This is a genomic window from Streptomyces sp. DT224 (genome assembly GCF_049844595.1).
Lineage (GTDB): Bacteria > Actinomycetota > Actinomycetes > Streptomycetales > Streptomycetaceae > Streptomyces.
This window is the reverse complement of record NZ_JBNCLI010000008.1, coordinates 343,143-366,156: the sequence shown is the minus strand read 5'-3', so window position 1 is coordinate 366,156 and position 23,014 is coordinate 343,143. Positions and strand designations below refer to the sequence as shown.

The 23,014-nt window shown below is 70.2% G+C and carries 16 protein-coding genes; 7 read left to right on the top strand and 9 right to left on the bottom strand.

Features of this window, described 5'->3' with window-relative positions; translation table 11 throughout:
- Positions 1–2 precede the first annotated feature (2 nt).
- The 7 genes from ACLQ2N_RS22185 to ACLQ2N_RS22155 form a co-directional block, all read right to left on the bottom strand.
- Positions 3–1,154, bottom strand: coding sequence for an ABC transporter permease (locus ACLQ2N_RS22185; RefSeq protein ID WP_425815644.1), 1,152 nt, complete (start codon positions 1,152–1,154; stop codon positions 3–5).
- Between the two features lie 6 nt (positions 1,155–1,160).
- Positions 1,161–2,162 carry an ABC transporter permease gene (locus ACLQ2N_RS22180; protein ID WP_425815642.1) on the bottom strand — a complete coding sequence of 334 codons (1,002 nt, stop codon included), beginning with the start codon at positions 2,160–2,162 and terminating at the stop codon, positions 1,161–1,163.
- 18 nt (positions 2,163–2,180) lie between these two features.
- Positions 2,181–4,184: an ABC transporter substrate-binding protein gene (locus ACLQ2N_RS22175; RefSeq protein ID WP_425815640.1), complete on the bottom strand. Its 2,004-nt coding sequence runs from the start codon at positions 4,182–4,184 to the stop codon at positions 2,181–2,183.
- A complete protein-coding gene (locus ACLQ2N_RS22170) occupies positions 4,184–5,143 on the bottom strand; it encodes a dihydrodipicolinate synthase family protein (protein WP_425815638.1) in 960 nt (319 codons plus the stop codon). Before ACLQ2N_RS22170 ends, ACLQ2N_RS22175 begins: the two co-directional genes overlap by 1 nt.
- Before the next feature lie 187 nt (positions 5,144–5,330).
- Positions 5,331–7,619 (bottom strand): Ig-like domain-containing protein, encoded by a 2,289-nt coding sequence (locus ACLQ2N_RS22165; protein WP_425815636.1) that lies wholly within the window; start codon positions 7,617–7,619, stop codon positions 5,331–5,333.
- Positions 7,620–7,700: 81 nt separating this feature from the next.
- Entirely contained in the window at positions 7,701–8,906 is a 1,206-nt protein-coding gene (locus ACLQ2N_RS22160) for a hypothetical protein (protein WP_425815634.1), read from the bottom strand.
- Positions 8,907–8,916: 10 nt separating this feature from the next.
- The gene (locus tag ACLQ2N_RS22155; RefSeq protein WP_425815632.1) at positions 8,917–10,434 is read right to left on the bottom strand and encodes a pectinesterase family protein; all 1,518 of its coding nucleotides are present in this window, start codon (positions 10,432–10,434) and stop codon (positions 8,917–8,919) included.
- 457 nt (positions 10,435–10,891) lie between these two features.
- Between ACLQ2N_RS22155 and ACLQ2N_RS22150 the strand changes: the two genes are divergently transcribed.
- The 6 genes from ACLQ2N_RS22150 (at position 10,892) to ACLQ2N_RS22125 (ending at position 18,478) form a co-directional block, all read left to right on the top strand.
- Positions 10,892–11,623 carry a GntR family transcriptional regulator gene (locus tag ACLQ2N_RS22150; protein WP_425815630.1) on the top strand — a complete coding sequence of 244 codons (732 nt, stop codon included), beginning with the start codon at positions 10,892–10,894 and terminating at the stop codon, positions 11,621–11,623.
- Positions 11,624–11,631: 8 nt separating this feature from the next.
- A complete protein-coding gene (locus tag ACLQ2N_RS22145) occupies positions 11,632–13,587 on the top strand; it encodes a glycoside hydrolase family 127 protein (RefSeq protein WP_425815628.1) in 1,956 nt (651 codons plus the stop codon).
- 538 nt (positions 13,588–14,125) lie between these two features.
- A complete protein-coding gene (locus ACLQ2N_RS22140; protein ID WP_425815626.1) occupies positions 14,126–15,169 on the top strand; it encodes a TIM barrel protein in 1,044 nt (347 codons plus the stop codon).
- Positions 15,166–16,074, top strand: coding sequence for a transketolase (locus ACLQ2N_RS22135; RefSeq protein WP_425815624.1), 909 nt, complete (start codon positions 15,166–15,168; stop codon positions 16,072–16,074). The genes ACLQ2N_RS22140 and ACLQ2N_RS22135 overlap by 4 nt, the downstream gene beginning before the upstream one ends.
- Positions 16,071–17,027 (top strand): transketolase family protein, encoded by a 957-nt coding sequence (locus ACLQ2N_RS22130; protein ID WP_425815622.1) that lies wholly within the window; start codon positions 16,071–16,073, stop codon positions 17,025–17,027. The genes ACLQ2N_RS22135 and ACLQ2N_RS22130 overlap by 4 nt, the downstream gene beginning before the upstream one ends.
- Entirely contained in the window at positions 17,024–18,478 is a 1,455-nt protein-coding gene (locus ACLQ2N_RS22125; RefSeq protein WP_425815620.1) for an FGGY family carbohydrate kinase, read from the top strand. Before ACLQ2N_RS22130 ends, ACLQ2N_RS22125 begins: the two co-directional genes overlap by 4 nt.
- On the opposite strand, the gene ACLQ2N_RS22120 is transcribed toward ACLQ2N_RS22125, so the two are convergent.
- Positions 18,369–19,064: a protein kinase domain-containing protein gene (locus ACLQ2N_RS22120; protein WP_425815618.1), complete on the bottom strand. Its 696-nt coding sequence runs from the start codon at positions 19,062–19,064 to the stop codon at positions 18,369–18,371. The two genes, ACLQ2N_RS22125 and ACLQ2N_RS22120, sit on opposite strands and share 110 nt — an antisense overlap.
- A gap of 289 nt (positions 19,065–19,353) precedes the next feature.
- On the opposite strand from ACLQ2N_RS22120, the gene ACLQ2N_RS22115 reads away from it, so the two are divergent.
- On the top strand, positions 19,354–20,319 hold the full coding sequence (locus tag ACLQ2N_RS22115) for a sugar-binding transcriptional regulator (RefSeq protein WP_425815616.1): 966 nt from the start codon (positions 19,354–19,356) through the stop codon (positions 20,317–20,319).
- A gap of 102 nt (positions 20,320–20,421) precedes the next feature.
- On the opposite strand, the gene ACLQ2N_RS22110 is transcribed toward ACLQ2N_RS22115, so the two are convergent.
- Complete coding sequence (locus ACLQ2N_RS22110) at positions 20,422–22,854, bottom strand: glycoside hydrolase family 95 protein (RefSeq protein ID WP_425815614.1); 2,433 nt, start codon at positions 22,852–22,854, stop codon at positions 20,422–20,424.
- Positions 22,855–23,014 lie beyond the last annotated feature (160 nt).

Below are 23,014 nucleotides of genomic sequence, written 5' to 3'. Positions count from 1 at the left end.
CCTTACTGTTTGTACGGGTCCGCGGAGTCCCGCAGCCCGTCACCGACGAAGTTCATGGCGAGCACGGTCACGAAAACCGCGACGCCGGGTATCAGCAGCCACGGCGCCGTCTCCAGCGTTCGCACGTTCTGGGCCTCCTGGAGCAGGACGCCCCAGCTCACGGCGGGCGACTGGAGGCCCAGGCCGAGGAAGCTCATGGCTGTCTCGCCGAGGATCATCGCCGGTACCGCCATGGTGAGCGAGGCGATGACATGGCTGGACATCGACGGGACCATGTGCCGGAAGATGATCCGGATGCGGCCGCATCCGTCCAGCCGCGCAGCCGTCACGAAGTCCTCCTCACGCAGCGAGAGGAACCGTCCGCGCACGACGCGGGCGAGTCCCGTCCAGCCGAGGACGGACAGGATGGTGGTGATGGCGAAGTACCGCATCATGGGCCCCCAGTCGGCCGGCACGGCGGCGGAGAGCGAGAGCCACAGAGGCAGGGTGGGGATCGCCATCAGGAACTCGATGACGCGCTGGATGAGCGTGTCGGGGGCACCTCCGTAGTAGCCGGAGATGCCGCCGAACAGCAGCCCCAGCAGGAAGCTCACCGCGACCCCGATGAGGCCGATGGAGAGCGAGACCCGCGAGCCCTGGATGATCAGGGACAGCAGGTCACGGCCCTGCCGGTCGCTGCCCAGCAGGAAGACCTTGTCCTTGGGATGGACCGCACCGAAGAGATGGCGGTCCCAGGGGATGATCCCCCACATCTCGTAGGAGTCCCCGCGCGGGAGGAACCTCAGGGGGACGCGCAGGTCGGGGTCGAGGGTGTGGATCTGCTCGAAGGTCTCGGGGTCCCGCTCGGTGCGGTAGCCGTTGACATACATCTGCAGGCCGTCGGACCAGCTCAGGTCGACCTTGACCATCTGGGGCGGGGCATAGGTGAGCGTGGAGTCACTGGTGCCCGAGGAGCTGGGCGCGAGGAACTCGGCGAAGACGACGACGACGTACGCGAGGAGTACGACCACGGCGCCCGCCACGGCCAGCTTGTGCTTGCGGAACTTGCGCCACACGAGCCGCCAGGGGGAACTCCTGGCGGCCACGGCATCGAATTCGAGCTCCGGGTCCGCCTCGGCCGGCGGTGCGGCCGACTTGTGGTTCCTGGTCAGCACGGCGGCTCACCCTCCCTCGTAGCGGTGCCGGATTCTGGGGTCCCACCAGGCGAGGGCGAGGTCGCTGATCAGAGTCCCGATGACGGTGAGCGTGGAAAGGATCAGGATGAAGCTGCCCACGAGGTACATGTCCTGGTTCTCCACCCCGCTCAGCAGGAGCGGTCCGGTGGTGGGCAGGCTCATGACGATGGAGATGATGGTCTCGCCGCTGATGAGGCCCGGGAGCAGCCATCCGACGGTGGAGAAGAACGGGCTCATGGACATCCGGACCGGATACTTGAGCAGCAGTTTCCATTCGGGCATCCCGCGGGCGCGCGCCGCGACGACGTACGGTTTGTACAGTTCGTCCAGGAGGTTGGCGCGCGTGATGCGGATCAGGCCGGCGGTACCGGACAGCCCGATGATGACGATGGGGAGCCACAGGTGGGCGCCCAGGTCGATCACCTTGCCGAGGTTCCAGGCGGCGTCCTGGTACTCGGGGGAGAACAGGCCGCCGGGGCTCGTCCCGAAGAATCGCATACCGGCCCACATGAAGACCAGGGCGAGCAGGAACTCGGGCACGGCCATGCCGAAGAAGCCGAAGAAGGTGGCCAGGTAGTCGCCGGCCGAGTACTGGCGCACCGCGGAGAATATTCCGATCGGGAAGGCGATGGCCCAGACGAACAGCAGGGTGGAGACGGAGAGGAAGAAGGAGAGTCCGACGCGGTCCCAGATGAGGTCGGAGACCGGGCGGCTGTTCCAGGCGAACGCCTGCCCGAAGTCCCCGTGGAAGACGATGTTGGAGATCCACTTCCAGTACTGGGCGAGAAAGGACTGGTCCAGGCCGTAGCGGGAGCGCAGGGCGGACAGCTGGGAGGTGCTCATCATCTCGCCGCGGCTCTCCGCCTCGGCCTGGAGAGTCGAGACGTAGTCGCCGGGAGGCAGACTGATGATGAAGAAGGAGGCCAGGGAGACCGCCCACAGGGTGACGATCATCCACATGACACGGCGGGAGAGGAACGAGAGCATGGGTGTCCCCCGTCCGGGTCAGGCCTTGCCGGAGAAGAAGTAGGTCGCGGGATTGCTCGGCCCGGGGGCCTGGTGCGCCACTGCCGCGCTGAACTCCTTGGGCACGTTGAACATGTTGTTGCGGACGATGCCGTACTCCGACGGCGGGGTGGAGATCCCGATGTAGTAGAACTCCTCCTGGGTGATCGCCAGGACCTTCTTGGCCAGGTCCAGCGCCTCGTCGGCGTCGAAGGTGCCCCGCAGCCTGTCGTTGAGTTCGAGCTGCTCGCGTATGCGGGCCGGCGGCCTCTCGCCCGACTTGCCCTCGCTGGTGTACCACTCGGCCCACTTGCCGCCGAAGCGGGAGGAGCCGCGGGGGTTGGTCGGCAGGTAGTAGTGGTTGCCACCGGCGCCGGTGCGCAGGTCGAACGAGCCGCCCTGCCAGGTCGCGGCCTCGGATTCGCCGGCCTCGACGCGCTCCCAGTACAGGGTCTCGGCGAGCCGCTGGATGTTGGCCTTGACGCCGACCTTCGCCCAGTCGCCGCGGATCAGGTCGCAGGCGTCCACCTGGTCCGGCTGGTCGGAGACGACCAGCACGGTGAAGGAGACCGTGTCGCCGTCCTTCGTGAGTCGGATGCCGTCGCCGTTGCGGCGGGTGAAACCGGCCTTGTCGAGGTACTCGGCGGCACGGTCGACGCTGTACTCGGTGTACTGGCTGCCGAGTTGCTTGTCATAGAGCTCGTCGCCCTCCGCGGGCCCGCACTGCCAGGGGATGCCCTGACCGCCGTAGATGGTGTCGATGATCTTCTTCCGGTCGATGGCGTAGGACAGGCCGATCCGGAAGTCCTTGTTGGCGAAGAGCTTGCGCTTCTTGGGGTCGGGGTGGGTCTGGTTGAACCCGATGATCATCGTGTTGGCGAGGGCCGACTTCACTTCGATCAGGCGGTAGGCGCCCTTCTTCCGGTTGCGGGAGATCACCGGCTTGTTGCGGATCGTCCCGAAGTGGGTGAGCTGCATGTCGAGGTCACCGTTGGTGACCTTGAGCACCTCGACCTCGACGTCCTGGATGTTCTCCACGACGACCTTGTCGATGTACGGGAGCTGGCTCCCGTCCGGGTCGACCTTCCAGTAGTACGGGTTGCGCTCGGCGACCAGGCTGCTGCCCTTGCCCACCTCGTTCTTGGACAACCAGGCGTTGAGGGTGGGCAGTTGAGGGTTCGCCCAGCAGTCGGCGCGCAGCGGAAGGTAGTCGGTCCAACTGCTCAGGCCCGCCTTCTTCGCGAGCGCGTCCGCGGTCTTTCCGTACTTGGGGTGGAACTGCTTCATGTAGTGGGCAGGCAGCAGCATGACGATGCCGGAGGTGCCCGCCATCTCCTCCAGGAAACCGGGCTTGGGTTCCTCGTACACGTAACGGACGGTGTGGTCGTCGACCACCTCGAACGTCGCGCTCTTCCCGGACTTCGACATCCACAGGTCGTAGACACCGCCCGGGTGGAGGTCCGGGTCGACGTTGTAGTCGTGGAAGGCGAAGGCGAAGTCGTCCGTGGTCACCGGCCGGCCGTCAGACCACTTCAGACCCTTGCGCAGGGTGAAGACGAACTCCGCACCGCCCCGCTTGACCTCGTACTTCTCGCAGACGTTCGGCAGGAGCTCGGTCTTCGTCATGCCCTGCCAGGTGGGGCCCCAGGCGACGAGCGGCTCGTAACCCATGCTGTAGTGCAGCCACATCACGTCCTCCTGCGTGATCATGGCCGAGTGCCAGGTGCCGCCGTAGGTGCCGGACTTCTCCAGCGGCGTCACCTTCAGTGGGGCGGCCGGAAGCCGGTCGGCGACCTTGGGCAGTTTCCCCGCGTCCGCGAGCTTTTTCAGCGCGGGTGCTTCCTTGCCCTTGGCACCGGTCGCCGCTCCCGAGCCGCTCGGCTCGGTGTCGAAGAACCCGCAGCCGGAGAGCGAGGCGGCCACCAACAGGCCACCGCCCGCCCGCAGGAGCGATCGCCGGTCGAGCACGGCGCGCCGGTCGGGGGATGGCGTGCGGTCAGTCATCAGGTCCACGCTCCTTTGCGTGTACGTGCCGCCTCTTCCAGCTCGCGGACCATGGGGACGACGGTCGCGGCCAGCCGGCCCCGCTCCTCGTCGTCCAGGCGTGCCAGCGGCTCGGCAGCGTGGGCTTCGTCGATGCGGCCGAGGGCCGCCAGGACGAACTTGAAGGTGGCGACGAGGGAGGCGAGCGTCGGCTCGCGGCGGGCCTCGCGCATGAAGTCAAGCAGGTCCTCCAGCATTTCCTGGAGGCTCCGGGCGTGTTGCCAGTTCCCGGCACGGGCGGACTCGTAGAGGTCGACCAGCAGACGGGGGGTGACGTTGGCGAGTGAGGTGGTGGCACCTGCCACCCCCGCGAAGAGCGAGACGTCGGTCAGACTGCTCCCACCGGCGAAACAGCGCACCTCCACTCCCTGCCGCGCGCCGCGGCGCAGCAGTTGCCGCAGCCAGCTCATGTCGCCCGCGCTGTCCTTGATGCCGCAGAGCACGCCCTCTCGGGTGAGTTCGACGACGCAGTCGACGGTCAGGGCGGACCGGGTGAGCTGGGGCATGTGGTACGCGAGGACGGGGACGCCCACGGCCGCGGCCACGGCCCGGTAGTGGTCGCGGAGCTCCTCCTTGCCGTAGCCGGCGAAGTACGGGGCGATGACGGCGACCTCGTCGGCTCCGGCGGCCATGGCGGCGCGTGCGTGACGTACCGTCACAGCGGTGGCCGCGTCGCCCACATGGGCGATGACCGGTACCCGGCCGTCCGCCACCTCGGCGGCGACGGCCACGGCGAGCGCCCGTTCGTGGTGGTCCAGGGCGTGGAACTCGCCCGTGGTTCCGTTGATCCACAGTCCGTGGATCCCGGCCTCGATGAGTCCGGTCAGGTGGCGTTCCAGTGACTTCCGCGCGAGGCACCCATTCTCGTCCATGGGCAGAACGGTGGGAGCGATGATCCCGTGGAGCTCATGTGTCGCCATCGATTCCTCGCGGTATGTCGGTGGAATGCCACGAGTCTCTTGAGTGTGACATCGGTCGTCAACCCTTTCGACAAAGGCAATAGTTCATGCATGTGATGTTCCATCAGCAGTGGTCCACCTGCGGCATACCAGGTGTTCTCACAGACGTCCGGACACCCCTCCGCGCCCCGGAAGACCGGGCGCAGGGTCAGTGGTTGATCTTCACCTGGCTGAACTTGGCGGTCGTGTAGTGGGCGACACCGTTGGCTTCCTTGTTGCCGTCCACGAACATGCCCACATAGACCTGGTCGCCCATGGGGATGCGTTCGTAGCCGATGCGGGTCCACTGGAGCGAGTCGGGCGAGATCTCCGAGGTGAACTCGTCGCCGCGCAGAGTGATGCGCAGCCAGTACGGCTTCGCGTCGAGCACCTCGTCCTCCTCGTAGGGCCACGTACCGACGCTCATCTCGGTGCCGTGGGAATGGATGCGTTTGACGACTCCCTTGTGGCCGCCGTCGCCGAGATGGACACCGATGAGGTTGAACGGCGAGTCCGGTGTGAGGTTCTCCCGGATCATGATGCCGCCGAGCACCTCCTGGTAGACGTCGCTGACCGAGTCGAGGCGGGCGATCAGCTCCACCACCTCGTCGCCGGGGGCGTCGACCTGCTGGTACACGAAGTGACAGGAGTCCGAACGGCCGCGGATCTTGCCCGAGCCGCGCAGCGTGAACGAGCCGCCGGCCAGAACCGATCCGCCCGGGATGGGCACCGAGCCGATGTCGACGGCCGTCCAGTTGCCGAGCGGTCCGACCCGGTCGACGTGGACGGGCACCATGCTGGAGGTGGTGGACGTACCGGTGGAGTCGGTGGCGCGCGCGGTGAGGTGGTGGGTGCCCTCGGGGGCGTTCTTCCAGACCGCCTCGAAGGGGGCCGAGGTCGCCTCGCCGACCTGCTTGTCGTCGGCGAAGAAGGCCACGGAGGCGATGGTCGCACCGTCCTGGGCCTCCGCCTCGGCACGGAAGGTGATGTCGTGGGCCCCGGTGTCCGAGGTGTGGACCGCGTCGATCGCCGGGGCGGTCAGACTCACCACCGGGTTGGCGGCCCCGGTACGGGTCAGGGAGTTCAGGTACAGCTCCAGGTTGCTGTAGCCGGTGGCCGGGTCGAGGGCGCTGCCGTCGGCGGCGTCGTTGCCCTTCAGGCCGTGCTGCTTCTCCCAGGCGTCGGGGATGCCGTCCTTGTCGGAGTCCTTCGGAGCACCGGCGGACGCGAGCGGGGGAACGCCGCCGACCTCCTTCTGGGAATTGATCATGCGACCGGTCCCGTTGCGTACATCGGCGACGAGACGGGCGTCGGTCGCGTCGCGGCGCGGCAGCAGGGCGCCGACGCCGTCGAGCACCGCCTTGTACGCCTCTTTGGCGGTCTGCGACGGGATCGGGTCCAGGACCTCGAAGGGCTCCTCGCGCAACGTGACGCCGCCGAGCGGGAACTTGACGCCCCGGCCGTTGTCGCCGGTGACCTCCGCCTGCCCCTCCACCACATTGCCTTCGACGTGCCAGCTCCCGCCGCGGTCGGGCGAGACGATGACGGGCGCGATCTCGGCCAGGGTGTTGGGACCCGGCTTGTAGTAGTTGCCGACGATGTTGACCCCGTCGGCCCACTCGCCGCCGTAGCAGGAGGTGTAGCCGTGGTTGTAGATGACGTTGTTGCGGTGGTCGGTCCGCATGGGGACGTCCTCGACGAAGCTGAAGCGCGGGTTGCGACCGCCCTGGTGGATCAGCAGGTTGTGGTGGTAGGTGACGTTGTCTCCGCCCCACAGCCCGCCGTAGCCGTGCCGGCCCTTCGGATGGACGGAGACCGCCAGCCCCTCCGCGATGATGCACCACTGGAGTGAGAGGTTCTCGTTGCCGTAGACGGAGCAGCACTCGTCCACCGCCCAGCTGAAGGAGCAGTGGTCGATCATGACGTTGCGGCAGCTCTCCATCCCAAAGGTGTCGATCGCGGTGCCGAGCATGTCCGTTCCGCGGAAGCGCATGTGCCGGATGATGATGTTCTCGACCCCGTTGGCCTTGGTCTCGTTGCCGACCACACAGATGCCGTCGCCCGGGGCCGTCTGGCCCGCGATGGTGAGGTTGGACCCGGTGATGTCGAGTCCGCCCTTGAGCTCGATGTTGCCGGACACGCGGAAGACGACGGTGCGGTCGCTTCCGGACACTGCGTCGCGCAGCGAGCCGGGTCCGGAGTCGGCGAGAGTGGTTACCTCGTAGACCGAGCCGCCGCGGCCGCCGGTGGCGTAGCGACCGCCGCCCGCGGCCCCGGGGAAGGCGAGGACATCGCCTGCCGCCTCGGCCGCCGCGGCGAGCTTCTCCGACGCCTGCGCCGTCGGCACGCGAAGCGCCGCGGTGCCCAGGAGCGCGCCGGCTCCGACCACGAAGGCACGGCGGGCCATCGCATCGCCCTTCTCCTTGCCCGTGGCTGCGGTTCCGTTCAGTGGGGTCATGACGTTGCTCTCCTCGGTGAGTGGAAGGTGGTCCGGCGCACCGGGCACGGGGCCCCGGTGCGCCGCGGGGGCGGGCACGGATCAGGGCTCGTCGGAGCAGTTCACGTCGAGGTCCCAGAGAATGACGTCGAGCGCGTGCGGGCTGATGGCGTGCTCGCCGTGTGTGGCGTCCTCCAGAAGCTCCCAGTGGCCGTTGCCGACCACCTCGATGCGTTGGCGCACGACGGGTTCGTAGCTGCGGTGGCCGACGCCGTTGAAGCAGCAGGCGTCGAACCGGTTGAGGACCTGCATCTGCCGGCGGTGCCGCCCGACGGAGGCCAGCGCGTAGATGTCGGGGAAGTCGCTGATCCCGTAGAAGACCGGGTGCCGGTCGAGCCGCTGCTCCCAGTCACCCGTGGTCGGGCTCGGCTTGGGCGGTGCGGAGCGCAGGAAGAACGGCAGTGACCCGGCCGTCGGGTAGCTGCGGGTGATGCGCGGGTCGAGCGCGGGATAGATCGTGGTGGTCCAGCCGCCGCCGGACAAGCCGATCATCTGGAGGGAGGGGGGCCGGTAGGTCCGGGTGACGTGGTTGACGGCGACCGTGAGAGGTTCCAGGAAGAACCGGAGGGTGGAGAACTCCGCGCTCTCCCAGGTGCCGAAGTCGTTGTGGTTCTCCGGGGTCACGAAGGTGTCCGGGTCCGTGGGACTGCGCAGTTGCTTGGGGTTCCAGTGGTAGAGCGGCATGGCGCACAGCAGTACGCCGTATCCGGCGTCCACCAGGGCTTGTGCGGTGCGCTGCATGGTCTCGGGCGTCTCGCCGTGTCCGTTGTGGTACAGGGCGAAGCGCCCGTGGGCGGCGGGGCGGCGCGGCAGCAGCAGGTAGACGATGGATTTCAGGTCGTACGGCAGGGTGACGGTGAGGCGGTCGACGCGCCGGAGCCCGGTGAAGGCGGGCAGTTCGGGTACGACGACGCCGTGTTCGACCTCGGGCAGCGTGTCGGGCAGCCGGCCGTCGGCGGACTTCCAGACCTCGGCGACTAGTTGGGCGCGGAGCCGTTCCACGTCCGCCTCGGTGTGCACGGTCATCAACTGCTCGACGTCGACCCCGACGACCTGCTGGGGCAGGGCCTTGTAGTCGATGCTGTGGGCGGCGGCCACCTCTTGGTTGACGGGCGCCACCGGGCGGGGGCGCGCGGGGCCGGCCGCCGGCGCGGCGCTCTGCGCCCGGGCGGTGCCGGTTCCGAGGGCTGCGGTGGTCGCGGCGGCGCCCACCGTTCCCAGGAGGGCTCTGCGGCTGACGTTCGTCATGGTGGGCACCTCAGTTTCCCCGGCCGCGGCCGGTCGTGGCGGACGGGTCCCAGCCGTCCAGCAGGGTCGCCGGGTCGCGCCAGGTGAGCGCCTCGGCGTCGGTCAGTTGCCGTGAGCAGGACAGTCGCTGCGAGGTGTCCTTCGGAGCCCCGCGCAGGTCTGTGCTGCCGTATTCCCAGAAGCGCAGTTGCTGACCGGTCGTGCAGTCGAAGCCGGTCAGGCCCCAGCCGACGGGCGCCACATGGGCGTCCATGGCGGTGTCGATGAAGACGGCCTGGCTGGCGGGGAAACGGCTGTCGATACGGCTGAGCAGGACGCTGCCGTCGGCCACGCCCGGCGCGCGGGTGAGCCGGGTGCCGGAGAAGACCACGCCCGGCCCGTCGGGAGCGTTGCGGACCTGGCTGATGTATCCGAGGTCGAGCGCCTTGAGTTCGGAGTCACGAACGAACACACCGCCGGTCCCCCAGACGAAGTCGACGTCTCCCTCGATGTACGAGTCGGTCACGTACGCGCGCCCCTGGAGACGGAGGCTGTCCTGGTGGCTGAGGATGCGCACCCGGTCCAGGATGATGCGGTCGCCGTTGCCCCGGAACGCCTCGGACTGCGAGCCGCCGTCGGGGGTGAGGTTGTGCACGGTGATGTTCCGCAGCCGGAAGTCGTCGGCGTCCACGCCGAACGCGGCACGCCAGCAATTGAACCGGTCCGGTTGCGGCAGTACCCGTCGCGGGCAGTAGCTCTGCTCCGGGGGCACGTCGGCCATGGCTGAGTCGCCGTTCAGCACGCTGTTGTTGGGGTAGGCGACGACGGTGCGACCCGCTCCGGAGCCGTTCACCCGCAGGTGCGGCCGGCTCGGGCCGATGTAGACGATCTCCCGGTAGGTGCCGGAGGCCACCTCGATCGTGGTCTCCTGTTCGTTCCCCTCCGGGACGAAATCGACGGCGCCCTGCACGGTGCAGAAGTCGCCGCCGCCGTCTGCGTCCACGTGCAGTTCCGCGGTGCCGGGGCGGGGCGTGGCGGAGGTGCGGAACCGCCAGGTGCGGGGCGAGGCGACACCCGCGCGCCCTTCGAAGAAGCCCGGGTCCATGGTGACGTAGTACTGCTTCCCCGGTTCCAGGGGGCGGTGCAGCAGGACGGTGGCGGTGCGGCCCTCGACGACGACCGGCTCGTAGGTCCAGCGATGCGGTTCGCCGTAGTCGGAGCGCGCCCCGCCGATGAGACGCTGGTACGTCGCCGGGTCGGCGAGATCGATAGTGTCGACGGCACTGCCGTCGGGGCGGTGCACGGTCAGGCGGCCCGCGGCTCCGACCCGGACGTGCGAGTCGAAGGTGAGACGCAGGGGTGTGTCGGCGCAGACGGCGCGTTCGGTCCCGCTGGGGGCGACCGCGGCGGGCGCTCCTGGGGTGTCGGGCAGGACCCCGGCCACCGCGGGCAGGGGCACGGCCGTCGGGGCGAGCAGGACGGCGAGGACGGAACCGGCGCGGAGCACCGGTCGTACGAGGGCAACGAGCTGACGTAATTTCGTTCGCATGGGAGCGGCTCCTCATCCCGGCATACCTATGGCATGCCAGCGATGGAAGCACATGACCCGCAGGGTGAACACCCCTTGTACAGCGCCGGAACGACGGCCCGCACGACGACTGGGGACCGACGCGGACAAGGCGGACCAGCCGGACCGACCGGGCCTCTTTGCCACGGTCCGGCACCTGCCCGGACGGACGCCTCCCCTGGGAACCGCTGGTCGTGGCGGTGCGAGGCACCCTCCGCCGTCTGGTCCGACCGCATCCCGCGGAGCAGTACTCCCCCGGCGCCCGGCAACCGCGGGAGTCCGCCCCGGTGGGCCCGACGCCCCCGTCGAGGTTTCCGCGGTAGCGATCTCGCCCAACGGGCGGACACTTGGCCTACCAGTGGCATACCATTCGTCCCGGGCGTGCGGGGCGAACGGTACGGTGGCCCGGACCACAGTCACGGAGTGCCAGGAGGACGGCATGACCCCACCGAAGGCGGATTCGACCCCACGCGAACCGGCCACGTCGTCGATTGCCGTCGCGGCAGAGGAGAGCCTGGAGAACCGGGCGCGCAAAGCATTGGTGGACTGGCTGACGAAGGAGCACCCCGCTCCCGGCCAGCCGGTCCCTGTGCGGGAGTTCGCCCGGCGGCTGGGGATGAGCCGCACCCCGGTGCGCAGCGCGGTCGGCCGTCTCTACGAGCGCGGCCTGCTCGCCTACGACCCCGTCGCCGGCTTCACCGTCGCCATTCCCTCGTTGTCCAGCATCTACGAACTGTTCGAGCTGCGGCTGATGCTCGAGTCGCACGCCCTACGCCTCTTCGGGGAGCGCACCGACCGGCAGCCGCCGCGCCGGCTGCGCGAACTCGTGGACGAGGCCGAGGTCCTGGCCCGAGAGTCGGTGGAGGACCACACGCGCTACATCGACTTCCGGGAGAACGACGGCCGGTTCCACCGCGCCATGGTGGAACTGGGGGGAATCCCTCGGCTGTTGGAGCTCCATGACGATCTGCATCTCAGCATCCATGTGACCCGCACCGGCATGGAGGCCCCCATCACCGCGTCCAGGCTGAACAGTGCCGTCTCGGAACACCGCGCCGTGGTCGACGCGCTGGAACGGGGCGACCGGTCGGCGGCCCGGGACCTGTTGGAGGCGCACATCCTGCGGGTGCGTGACCAGACCATCGCCTTCCTAGCCCGTCCCACCATCTAGGGGAGACCATGTCGGGACCTGCGGTACCCACCAGCAACGCGCGCACCGCACACCATCCGCTCCGGCTGGAGCGAGCAGAGCTGACCGGCGGACCGTGGCGCCGGTGGCGCGACGTCAACCGCGCCGTCAGTCTGCCGCTCGCCCGGGAGTGGCTGGAGCGCGCCGGCAATCTGGACAATCTCCGGATCGCCGCGGGGGAGGCTGCCGGTGAGCACCGCGGTCCCGTCTACATGGACTCGGACGTGTACAAGGTCCTCGAAACGGCGGCCTGGGAACTCGCGTCCGTCGACGACCCCGATCTGGCCGGGTTCCTCGCGGACACGACCCGGCTGCTGGCCCGCGCCCAGCGGGACGACGGCTATCTCGACTCCGCCTACGCCGTGCAGCAGCCGGATCAGCGCTACACCCGGCTGGTCGACAGCCATGAGATGTACTGCGCCGGCCATCTGATACAGGCCGCCGTGGCCGCCCACCGCGCCACCGGCGACACCGCGCTGCTCGACGTCGCGCGCCGGTTCGCGGACCACCTCGCCGATGTGTTCCTGGAGGACGAGGGACCCGGACTGGACGGCCATCCCGAGATCGAGACCGCGCTCGTCGAGCTGTACCGGACGACGGGCGAGGAACGCCATCTCGCGCTGGCCTCCGTCTTCGTGGAGCGGCGCGGACGCGGGCTGGTCGGCGCGCACAAGCACGGCGCGAGGCACCGTCAGGACCATCTGCCGGTGCGCGAGGCGCCGACGGTCACCGGTCACGCGGTGCGGGGCCTCTACCTGGAGGCGGGGGTCGTCGACCTCGCTTCGGAGACGGGCGACGCCTCCCTCCTGGATGCCTCGGAGCGCCGCTGGCTGGACATGGTCGCCGCCCGGACGTCCCTGACCGGTGGCCTCGGCTCCCGCCAGGTCGGCGAGGTGTTCGGCGAACGGTACGAACTCCCGCCGGACCTCTCGTACAACGAGACGTGCGCGTCGGCCGCGAGCATCCAGTGGAGCTGGCGGCTGCTGCTGGCCACCGGCCGGGCACGGTACGCCGACCTGATCGAGCGCACCCTCTACAACGCCTTCGCCGCCGCACGCTCGGCCGACGGCCGGACCTACTACAAGGGCAACCCGCTCCAGCGCCGGGTCGACCACGCCGAGGCGGTCGGCGATCCACGCTGCCGCGACGAGTGGTTCTTCTCCGCCTGCTGTCCGCCGGCGGTCACCCGGCTGGTCGCCTCCCTCGAACACTACGCCGCGACGGTCTCCGAGCACGCCGGTGTGCCGACCGTGCATCTGCACCAGTACGCGCCGCTCTCCCTGGCCGCTCCGTTCGCCGGCGGCCGGATCGCGCTGCGGGTCGAGACGGACTACCCCTGGCAGGGCCGTGTCGCGATCACCGTCGCCGAGGCACCCGAAGGACCGTGGGCGCTGGCGCTGCGGGTGCCGCCATGGTCCGCCCCGACCCGGCTGGACACTCCGGACCACACGGACGTCGCGGTCACAGCCGACCGGGACGGGTACGCGCTGGTGGAGCGTGAGTGGCGGACCGGGGACACCGTGGTGCTGCATCTCGACATGACCCCCCGGCTGACCCTCCCGCACCCGCGCGTCGACGCGGTGCGTGGCTGCGCCGCCGTCGAACGCGGACCGCTGGTCTACTGCTTCGAGCAGACGGACCAGCAGGACGGCGTCGAGGTGGACGACCTGGCGATCCTCCCCGGCACGGTCTTCGAGGAGGTCACGCACGGCGATCTGGACGGTCTGGGCCCTGCGGTCACCCTGCGGGCCCCCGCCGTCGCCGTGTCGGGGGCCCATGAGGCGGGGCTCCCCTACCGCACGCTGGGCGGCCCGGCCGCGGCGGACACCGCACGGCCCGTCATCGCCACCGCGGTGCCCTACCACCTGTGGGACAACCGCGGTGACGGCGCGATGCGGGTCTGGACGCCGCTGCACGTCGGAGACACGGGGCCGGCCTCCGCCTGAACCCCGGCCGGTCGGTGGCCGGCGTGCGGGCAGCACCGAAGGGCACCAGGCGTCCCTCCGGTACGCAGCGCTGTCGCGGGGGCGGGCCCCGACCGGACAGCCGGGGCGGACGCCTCTCGGGGGCGGTGAAGCGACCGCGGACCCCACCCAGCTCACCGAGGGAGACATCCATGATGTGTTCCGGTACGCAGACAACTCCTCCGCTTCGGCGCCCTGGCCGCCGCCGCGCTCCCGCTGGCCCACTCCGGCGGCGCGGCAGCCGCCGACCGCGGCGCGAGCGGCCCCTGCGAATACCCGGTGCGCGTAGGGGCCCGGCCCGAGGCGCCTGTCAGCGACGTCACCCTGGAGCACCTGGTTCTCGACGACACCGCGCAGGACATCCTGCTCGAGTCCGTGGACGACCTGACCATGCGGCACGTCATGGTCAACGGCCGCCTCCAGGACGGCGCTCAACCCTGGAGGCCTCCCCGGCCCTGCCCAACAGCTTTCGCTGCACGGGGGGTTGACGCACTTGAGGCACCTTCGTACGTTGATGCGCATGTCCACTCACCCTCGCATGGATATTCACACACCGAGTCCGGGTGAACCGGTCTACGGCGCCGGCGTCTGGCACTTCGCCACGTACGTCGACCGGTACGCCACCGACGGATACGGCGAACCCCGCACCGTCCTGGACGCCATCAAGCTGGCCGGCGCCGTCGGCGACCTGTCCGTGCTGGACCTCAACTGGCCCTTCCCGCCTGGGGACATCAGCACCGCCGAGGTACGCGACGCACTGGCCGAACAGAAGCTGCGGGCCATCGCCGTGACCCCTGAGTTCTACACCGGCAGGTTCGCCCGGGGTGGCTTCACCAACCCGGACCCGGCCGTGCGCCGCCAGGCCATCGACCTGGTCGCCGCCTCCGCCGAGGTGGGGCGCGAACTCGGTGTCGAGTACGTGAAGATCTGGCCGGGGCAGGACGGGTACGACTACCCCTTCCAGGCCGACTACACGGACCTGTGGGCCAAGTCGGTGGGAGCGCTGCGCGAACTCGCCCAGACCTTCCCCGACATGAAGTTCGCCATCGAGTACAAGCCGCGTGAGCCCCGCAACCGGATGGTGTTCTCGTCCGTCGCGCGGACCCTTCTCGCCATCGAGGACATGGGAGTGGACAACGTGGGGGTGCTGCTCGACTTCGGGCACTCCCTGTACGGGGGCGAGACCCCCGCGGAGGCCGCCCGGATGGCGATCGCCCGCTCGAAGCTCTTCGCCATCGACGTCAACGACAACTTCCGTGGCTGGGACGACGACATGGTCGTCGGATCCGTCCACCTTCTCGAGACGTTCGAGTTCTTCTTCGCCCTGCACGACGCCGGGTGGGACGGGGTGTGGCAGCTGGACCAGTTCCCCTTCCGCGAGGACCCCGTCGAGGCCGCGCGCGCCGGTATCCGCACCATGCGCGCCTTCCACCACGCCCTCGGCTACCTCGACCGCGAGGCGTTGGCCGCCGCTCAGGCCTCGCAGGACGCGCTCGGCGCCCAGCGCCTCGCGAAGCGGGCACTGTTCCGTGCCCTCGCCGAGTCGGAGAGCGAGCCCGCGTGACCGCCGCAGCACAGCCCACCGCCCCGCTCGCTGTCGACGCACCCGCGGCCCGCGCGTACCACCGGATCGGCGCGCGCCTGCGCGCCGCCTCGCCCACCGAGGCAGCCACCGAACTCGCCGCACTCTCCGCCTCCGTACGAAGCGATGTCCTGACCACGATCCAGGCGGCGGGGATGGGGCATGTCGGCGGCGACCTCTCCGTCACCGATCTGCTGGTCACCGCGGTGTGGGGGACCCTGCGCATGCACCCGGACGAGCCGGGCCACCCGCGGCGCGACCGCTTCGTGCTCAGCAAGGGACACTGCACCGCGGCCCTGTACTCGACCCTCGCCTCCTGCGGGTTCTTCCCACGGGCTCGGCTGCGCGAGTTCATGGCACCGCTGTCGCCCCTGAACGGCCACCCCGCCCGGCTCAAGGTGCCCGGCGTGGAGACCAACACCGGTCCGCTCGGTCATGGATTGCCCGTCGCCACCGGCATCGCGCTGGGTTCGCTCCTGCGGGGGGAGAGCTGGCGAACCGTCGTCGTCCTCGGAGACGGTGAGATGCAGGAAGGCAGCAACTGGGAGGCGGCCATGACGGCCGCCCACTACGGCCTCGCGAACCTCACCGCCGTGGTGGACCGGAACAGACTCCAGCAGGGGGCCCGCACGGAGGACACCTCGGCCCTGGAACCCCTCGGCGCGAAGTGGGAGAGCTTCGGGTGGGAGGTCCGCGTCATCGACGGTCACGACCACCGGGCGATCAAAGAGGCGTACGCACCGTCGACCACGGGGCGCCCCGTCGCGGTCATCGCGCAGACGGTGAAGGGCAAGGGCGTCTCGTTCATGGAGGACCGGGTCGAGTGGCACCACAAAGTACCCACCGACGAACAGGTACGCATCGGACTTGCGGAGCTGGGCCGGTGAACAGCCTCGCGCGGGAGAAGGTGCTGTACGACTGCCGTGTGGACTTCGCTGCCGAGCTGACCGCCCTGGCGCATGCGGACGAGCGGATCGTGGCGGTGTGCAACGACTCGGTCGGCTCCAGCAACCTCGTACGGTTCCGGGAGGAGTTCCCGACCCGGCTGATCAATGTCGGTATCGCCGAGCAGGACATGGTCGGTGTAGCCGCGGGGCTCGCCAATGCGGGATTCGTCCCGTTCGTGTCCGCAGCCGCGCCGTTCCTCACGGGTCGCGCGCTGGAACAGATCAAGGCGGACATCGCCTACACGCGACGGCATGTCGTCCTGTGCGGCCAGAGCCCGGGCATGGCGTACGGCGAACTGGGACCCACCCACCATTCGATCGAGGACCTGTCGTGGATGCGCGCGGTCTCCGGCCTGGAGATCCTCGTTCCGGCCGACCCGTCCGAGACCCGTGGCGCGATGCGCTACGCCGCCGCGTCGGGCAGGCCCGTGTACATTCGCGTCCCCCGGTTCAAGGTGCCCGCCGTCATGCCGGAGGGCACGGGGTTCGACGCCGGTCGGGCCACGCGCCTCACCGAGGGCGGGGACGTCACTCTGATCGCCGTCGGCACCATGGTCTCGCGTGCGCTGGAGGCCGCCCGCGTCCTCGGCGCGGAGGGCGTGTCGGCCCGCGTTCTCAACATGGCGTCCGTCGAACCGCTCGACGAGGCCGCCGTGGTCGCCGCCGCGCGGGAGACCGGGGCCATCGTCACCGCGGAGGAAGGACTGCTCTCCGGCGGGCTCGGCGCCGCGGTCACGAAAGTGACGGCCGAACATCATCCCGTACCCGTGAGGATGCTGGGTGTTCCGGGCTTCGCGCCGACGGGCAGTGCGGCGTTCCTGCTCGACCACTTCGGCCTCAACGCCGAGGGGATCGCCGGCGCCGCGCGATCGGTCCTGGGACGGACCCGATGAAACCGCATCTGCTCGCTGTCGACCAGGGCACCGGTTCCACCAAGGCCCTGCTCCTCGACGCGGTCGGAGACGTCGTCGCCCGGGCCGTGATCCCGCTGGCCCAATCGCACCCCGGCCCCGGCCTCGTGGAGCAGGACGCCCGGGCGCTCCTGGAGGGTGTGCGGGCCGCCGTCGCAGACTGCCTGTGGGGCGCCGATCCGCGCAGCGTGGCCGGTATCGCGCTCAGCACGCAGCGCGAGTCGGTCGTCCTGTGGGACGCGGCGACGGGAGAGCCCGTGGCCCCGCTGGTCAGCTGGCAGGACCAGCGGGGTGGCGAGCTGGCGGCCCGCCTGGAGCGCGAGGGTCACGGCGACGACATCCGGCGGCGTACCGGCCTGCCCCTCGACCCCATGTTCTCGGCCCTGAAGATGGCTGCGCTACTCGACGAGCACGACCCCGGCCGCACGCGCGGGCTGCGACTGGGCACGGTGGACGCGTTCCTCCTGCAGGCGCTCACTGGAGAGCCGGTCACCGAGATCGGCAACGCCTCCAGGACCCAGCTGCTCGACCTCGCCACCGGCGAATGGGACGACGGGCTGCTCGGGCTGTTCGGCATACCGCGCCGGGCGCTGCCCCGGGTCGTGCCCTCCACCGGGCCGTTCGGAAGGGTACGGCGGCTGGACCCGCTGCCGGACGGCATCCCTGTGCTCGCGGTGATGGGCGACTCGCACGCCGCGCTGTTCGCACACGGTGGATGGCGTCCCGGCATCGTGAAGGCCACCTACGGCACCGGCTCCTCCGTCATGACCGTCACCGAGGAACCACGGGTGGCCGAGAACCTGTGCACCACCATCGCCTGGTCCACCGGCCGGCCCGCCTACGCCCACGAGGCCAACATCCGCTCAACCGGGCGCACCGTCACCTGGCTGGCAGATGTCCTCGGCACCTCCCCCGACGAACTGATCCGGCTCGCGGCCGGCGCCGACGCGGGTGACGTGACGCTGGTCCCGGCCTTCGGCGGAATCGGCGCTCCCTGGTGGGACGCGCGGGCGGTACCCGTGCTGGCCGGGTTCGATCTGGGGACCGGCCGCGCTCAACTGGCGCGCGCGGCGCTGGAGTCAGTTGCCTTCCAGGTCGGGGACGTACTCGCTGCCCTCCCTGCGACACGATACGTGGTGGCCGACGGCGGGCTCAGTCGCAGCGACGCCCTCATGCAGCTCCAGGCCGATGTCTCGGGCGTGACCGTGGCCCGCACCGCGCACCATGAGATGTCCGCCGCGGGAGCGGCCCATCTCGCCGGGCTCGCCCTGGGTCTGTGGACGCTCGACGAACTGTCGGAACGGGCCGACAGCCGCGTGCGGATCAGCCGACCCGCATGGGACCGTGTGCGGCGTGACGCCGCCCGGGCCCGGTGGCGACGCAGGCTCGGCGCTGCCCGCGATCTGGGGTCGATCCGCCCGCCCGGTGAGTGATGACCGAGAGGGCGTGAGGGAGCGCCGTCAGGCGGCCTCCCGGACGGCCTTGACCGTGACCGGCTGGGCATCGGGAAGCAGGAGCTCCTCCCCCGACTGCGTCGTTCCGACCGAGGACGTGGCCGGTGCGGCCGAGTGTCGTCGGGTCGATGCCGGTGGCGTCGAGCCGCGCGATGCCGAAGTCCAGCACGGTGACATGCGCGTCGGGGCCGATCATCACGTTCGCCGGCTTCAGGCCCCGGTGCACGATGCCCGCCCCGTGCATGGCCGCGAGCGCCTCGCAGATCTCGCCGCCCCACCGGGCAGCCTCGGCCGGCGAGGGTCTTCGTACGGTGAGCACCCGGCTCAACGGCTCCATCAGGATCTCCGCAGTCACCGGGCAGAGCACCGGGCGCCCGCCCACGACCGCCTCACCGGCGTCCCGCATCTCCACGATGTGCGGGTTGCGCCGAAGGGGGGCGACCCGTAACTCGCGCCGGAACCGGCTGGCCGGCTCCGAGGTCACGCCCTCGGCCGGACCCGTCACCGTCTTCACCGCGACACGGCACCGGCGGTAGGTGTCCGTGGTCCGCCACACGGTGCCCATGCCTCCGCGCCGAGCGGCTCATCCAGCCCGTTCCGTCCCCCGATCAGAGTCCTCGGCATACCAACCACCTTGGTGTGGTGCCCTCTTGCCTACGTGCCGGGTCATTCTCGTCCGTATGCCCCGCTCCGCCAGCACTTCGGGGCCGTTCCGCACACCGGAGGCTCGCGGCGCCGTGGCCGGCCGACGCGCGTGCCGGCGAGTCACGCGGCAAAGGGTCTGCTCACCGGGGCACTCACCCGGCGATACATTGACCGCGACGGACACATTGGACCTGGAGAGGAGAGACACGATGGCGGCAGGATCGTCGGATCCCGGACCCGACCATGTGCGCTTGCTGGTCAAGGTGGCCCGCATGTACCACGAGCGCGGTGTACGGCAGCCCGAGATCGCCGCGCAGCTCAGCATGTCGCAGCCCCGCGTCTCCCGGCTCCTCAAGGAAGCGGTCGAGCGCGGTGTGGTGCGCACGGTGGTGGTCTCCCCCGACGGCGTCCACGCCGAGCTGGAGGAGGCCCTCGTCGAACGCTTCGCGCTCCGGGACGCCGTCGTGGTCGAGGTGGAGGGCCCGGGCACGGACGTGATCCCGGCCCTCGCCGCCGCGACCGCCACCTACCTCGACGCCACGCTCAAAGGGGGCGAGACCATCGGGGTCTCCTCCTGGAGCGCGACGCTCCTGGAGTCCGTGAAGATCATGCGGGCCAGGACGACGTCCGTCGCCCACGAGGTCGTCCAGCTCCTCGGCGGATCAGGCAGTCCGGAAGTACAGTTGCACGCCACACGCCTGACCAGCCGCCTCGCCGAACTGACAGGCGCTCGACCGGTGTTCGCTCCGTCCGCCGCGCTGGTCGGCAGCCCGCAGCTGCGTGACCTCCTCTCGGAGGAACCGGCGATGGCCGAGACCATGCAGGCGTGGTCCCGGCTCACGCTGGCCCTGCTCGGTGTCGGCACCCTCGACCCGTCGCCTCTGCTGCGCCGCTCCGGCAACGCGATCACCCACGAGGACCAGCGGCACCTCAGCGATCTGGGGGCGGTCGGTGACGTGTGCGCCCGGTACTTCGATGCCGACGGGCATGCCGTCGACGCACGCTTCAACGACCGCCTTATCGGTATCGAGCCCGACCGGCTGCGGGCGGTGGAACGCCGGATCGCGGTCGCCGGAGGCATGGACAAGGCTGCCGCGATCCGCGGTGCGATGCTCGGCAGATGGGCCAACATCCTGATCACCGATGTCGACGTGGCGAGGGCAATCCTCAAGTGACCCGGCGGGTCGCCGCGTTCGAACCCACGGGCTGCCGCCGCGGCTCCCGACCACCGGGGTCGGGAACCGCGGCGCAGCCCGTCGTCGCGCTGCTCCCCCGCGTCAGCGCCCCGCGGGCCGGGCGGTCAGCAGGTACCGTCCGCCGCGGCGGGTGTCGAAGGACACCACGCACTCCTCGGGCCGGTCGGCACCGGCACCGTCGACGTCCACCGGGTGGGGGGTCCGGACGCGCACCGGGTTGCCGAGCAGAGAGCGCACCTCGGCGTGCGTGATCCCGTCCGCCGTCCATTCGAGGTCGACCTCGAATCCGCCCCTGGCCCGCAGTCCGCTGAAGGAGCCGGTGGGCCAGGAATCGGGAAGCGCCGGCAGCAGGGCGATCTCGTCGGCGTGGCTCTGCAGCAGCATCTCCGTCATGCCGGAGATCCCGCCGAAATTGCCGTCGATCTGGAACGGCGGGTGCAGGTCGAAGAGATTGGGGGCGGTGCGCGCGGGGGTGAGCAGGTCCGCCAGGTGCTTGTAGGCCTGCGCCGGTTCCAGGAGCCTGGCCCACATGTTGATCTTCCAGGCGAGGGACCATCCCTGACCGGCCGTTCCGCGCAGTTCCAGGCTCTTCACCGCGGCAGCGGCGAGTTCGGGAGTCGTGCGCGGATTGATCTGGGCGCTCGGGAAGACGCCGTACAGGTGGGACACATGGCGGCTGCGGACCAGCGCGGCCTCCTCCCAGTCCTCCAGCCACTCCTGGATCTGGCCGAGGTATCCGATCCGCGTGGGCGCGAGACGGTCACGGATCTCGCTGACCCGCTCGACGAGTCCGGCGTCACGCCCCAGTTCCCGTGCCGCCTTCCGGTAGGCGTCGAACAGGTCCCGCAGGATCTGCATGTCGATGGTGGGTCCGGCGCAGATGCTGACGCTCTCACCCTCGTCCTGGTGATGGGTGACCTCGGGGGACTGCGAGGGGTTGGTGACGAGCCAGCCGGTCTTCGCATCCACGACGAGCGTGTTGACGAAGAACTCGACCGCCCCCTTCATCACCGGGTAGTTGCGGCTCAGCTCACCCCGGTCACCCGTGAAGCGGTAGTGGTCCCAGAGCATCAGGCTGAGCCATGCGCCACCGGTCGGCCACATGCCGTACTGCGCTGCGTCCACGGGCGCGGTCCCCCGCCAGCCGTCCGTGTTGTGGTGCAGCACCCAGCCGGGTGCGTCGTACATCGCCTTGGCGGTACGGGTTCCCGACTCGGCGAGTTCGTGGACCATCTGCACGGCCGGGTCCCAGCACTCCGCCAGGTTGGCGGGTCCGGCCGGCCAATAGTTCATCTCGAAGTTGATGTTGACGGTGTACTTGGACTCCCAGGCCGGGTTGAGGCTGTCGTTCCACAGGCCCTGGAGGTTGGCGGCCTGGCCCGGCGTCCGGGAGCAGGAGGCCAGCAGGTAGCGCCCGTACTGGTAGTACAGGGCGGCGAACTGCGGGTCCTTGCCGTCCGCGAAGAGGGGGATGCGCTGATCGGTGGGCAGAGCGGTCCGCTCCGAGGGACCCAGGTCGATCGCGACCCGGGAGAACAGCCGCCGGTAGTCGGCCACGTGCCGGGCGCGCAGGTGCTGGTACGGGCGTGCGGCCGCCGGGGCCAGGTGCCGGCGGGCCCTGTCCTTGGGATCGGCTCCGGCATCCAGGTAGTTGCGGTAACTGGTCGCCATCGAGATCAGCAGGGTCACGCTGTCGGCGTCCTCGACGGTCAGCACGCCGTCGGCGGTGGACACGCGCCCGCCCTCGGTCCGCGCGTCGGCGAGCGCACGGAAGTGGACGGACCCGGGCAGGCCGTACCAGTCGCCGCTGACGCCGTCGAGCGCGACGGTGTGCGCGTCCACGCTGGAGCCGGTCGCCCGCTGGGGAGTGGTGAAGCGGGCGGTGAAACCGATGGCGCCCGGTGTGTCGGCGGTCATCCGTACGACGATGACCTGGTCGGGGCTGCTGGCGAAGACCTCCCGAACGTGGCGGACTCCGGCGCGTGTGTAGCCGGTGCGCGTGACCGCGGTCTCCAGGTCCAGCTCGCGTTCGTAGTCGGTCACCTCGCCCGTGCCGGCGAAGGCGAGTTCGAGGTCACCGAGCACCTGGTAGGCGACCTGCTCGGAGGGGCTGCCGATGAAGGAGGTGTCGATGAGCCGCTGCGCCTGGTTCCACTTCTCCTCCACCACCAGGCGGCGGATCTCGTCCAGGTGTGTTCCGGCACCGGGACGGACGTAGTCGTGGGGGCCGCCGGCCCACAGGCTGTCCTCGTTCAGCTGGAGCCGCTCGGTGTCGGTGCCGCCGAAGACCATGGCGCCGATCCGGCCGTTGCCGACCGGCAGTGCCTCCAGCCATTCCGCCGCCGGCGACGTGTACCACAGGCGCATGGGACGGGGACCGTGCGCGGAGCCGTCGGTCACCGGTGCGTTGGCACCGGCCGCTCCGGCCGCCTGTGCGTTTCCGCCGCTCAGGGCCATCGACGCCGCGGATGCTCCGGCAACGGCCAGGAGGTTGCGCCGGGACAACTCGGACATGGGGTGCCTCCAGATGTGTGGTGCGGTGACGTGCCGGTCGCGGGGCGGGGGCGCGGCCGCGTCCCGCCCCGGGAGTGCGGAGGTACGGGCCGTCCGGGCGGGGCTGTCGCCGGTCCCGCGGACGGGCCCGTACCTCTCGGGGTGTCCGGTCAGCGACCGG

Excerpts from the sequence above, each read along its gene's own strand:
- ACLQ2N_RS22115 (WP_425815616.1), top strand. The coding sequence starts at position 19,354 with ATGGCGGCAGGATCGTCGGATCCCGGACCCGACCATGTGCGCTTGCTG.
- ACLQ2N_RS22145 (WP_425815628.1), top strand. The coding sequence starts at position 11,632 with ATGTCGGGACCTGCGGTACCCACCAGCAACGCGCGCACCGCACACCAT.
- ACLQ2N_RS22110 (WP_425815614.1), bottom strand. The coding sequence starts at position 22,854 with ATGTCCGAGTTGTCCCGGCGCAACCTCCTGGCCGTTGCCGGAGCATCC.
- ACLQ2N_RS22155 (WP_425815632.1), bottom strand. The coding sequence starts at position 10,434 with ATGCGAACGAAATTACGTCAGCTCGTTGCCCTCGTACGACCGGTGCTC.
- ACLQ2N_RS22125 (WP_425815620.1), top strand. The coding sequence starts at position 17,024 with ATGAAACCGCATCTGCTCGCTGTCGACCAGGGCACCGGTTCCACCAAG.
- ACLQ2N_RS22160 (WP_425815634.1), bottom strand. The coding sequence starts at position 8,906 with ATGACGAACGTCAGCCGCAGAGCCCTCCTGGGAACGGTGGGCGCCGCC.
- ACLQ2N_RS22140 (WP_425815626.1), top strand. The coding sequence starts at position 14,126 with ATGTCCACTCACCCTCGCATGGATATTCACACACCGAGTCCGGGTGAA.
- ACLQ2N_RS22150 (WP_425815630.1), top strand. The coding sequence starts at position 10,892 with ATGACCCCACCGAAGGCGGATTCGACCCCACGCGAACCGGCCACGTCG.
- ACLQ2N_RS22120 (WP_425815618.1), bottom strand. The coding sequence starts at position 19,064 with ATGGGCACCGTGTGGCGGACCACGGACACCTACCGCCGGTGCCGTGTC.
- ACLQ2N_RS22165 (WP_425815636.1), bottom strand. The coding sequence starts at position 7,619 with ATGACCCCACTGAACGGAACCGCAGCCACGGGCAAGGAGAAGGGCGAT.
- ACLQ2N_RS22175 (WP_425815640.1), bottom strand. The coding sequence starts at position 4,184 with ATGACTGACCGCACGCCATCCCCCGACCGGCGCGCCGTGCTCGACCGG.
- ACLQ2N_RS22180 (WP_425815642.1), bottom strand. The coding sequence starts at position 2,162 with ATGCTCTCGTTCCTCTCCCGCCGTGTCATGTGGATGATCGTCACCCTG.
- ACLQ2N_RS22170 (WP_425815638.1), bottom strand. The coding sequence starts at position 5,143 with ATGGCGACACATGAGCTCCACGGGATCATCGCTCCCACCGTTCTGCCC.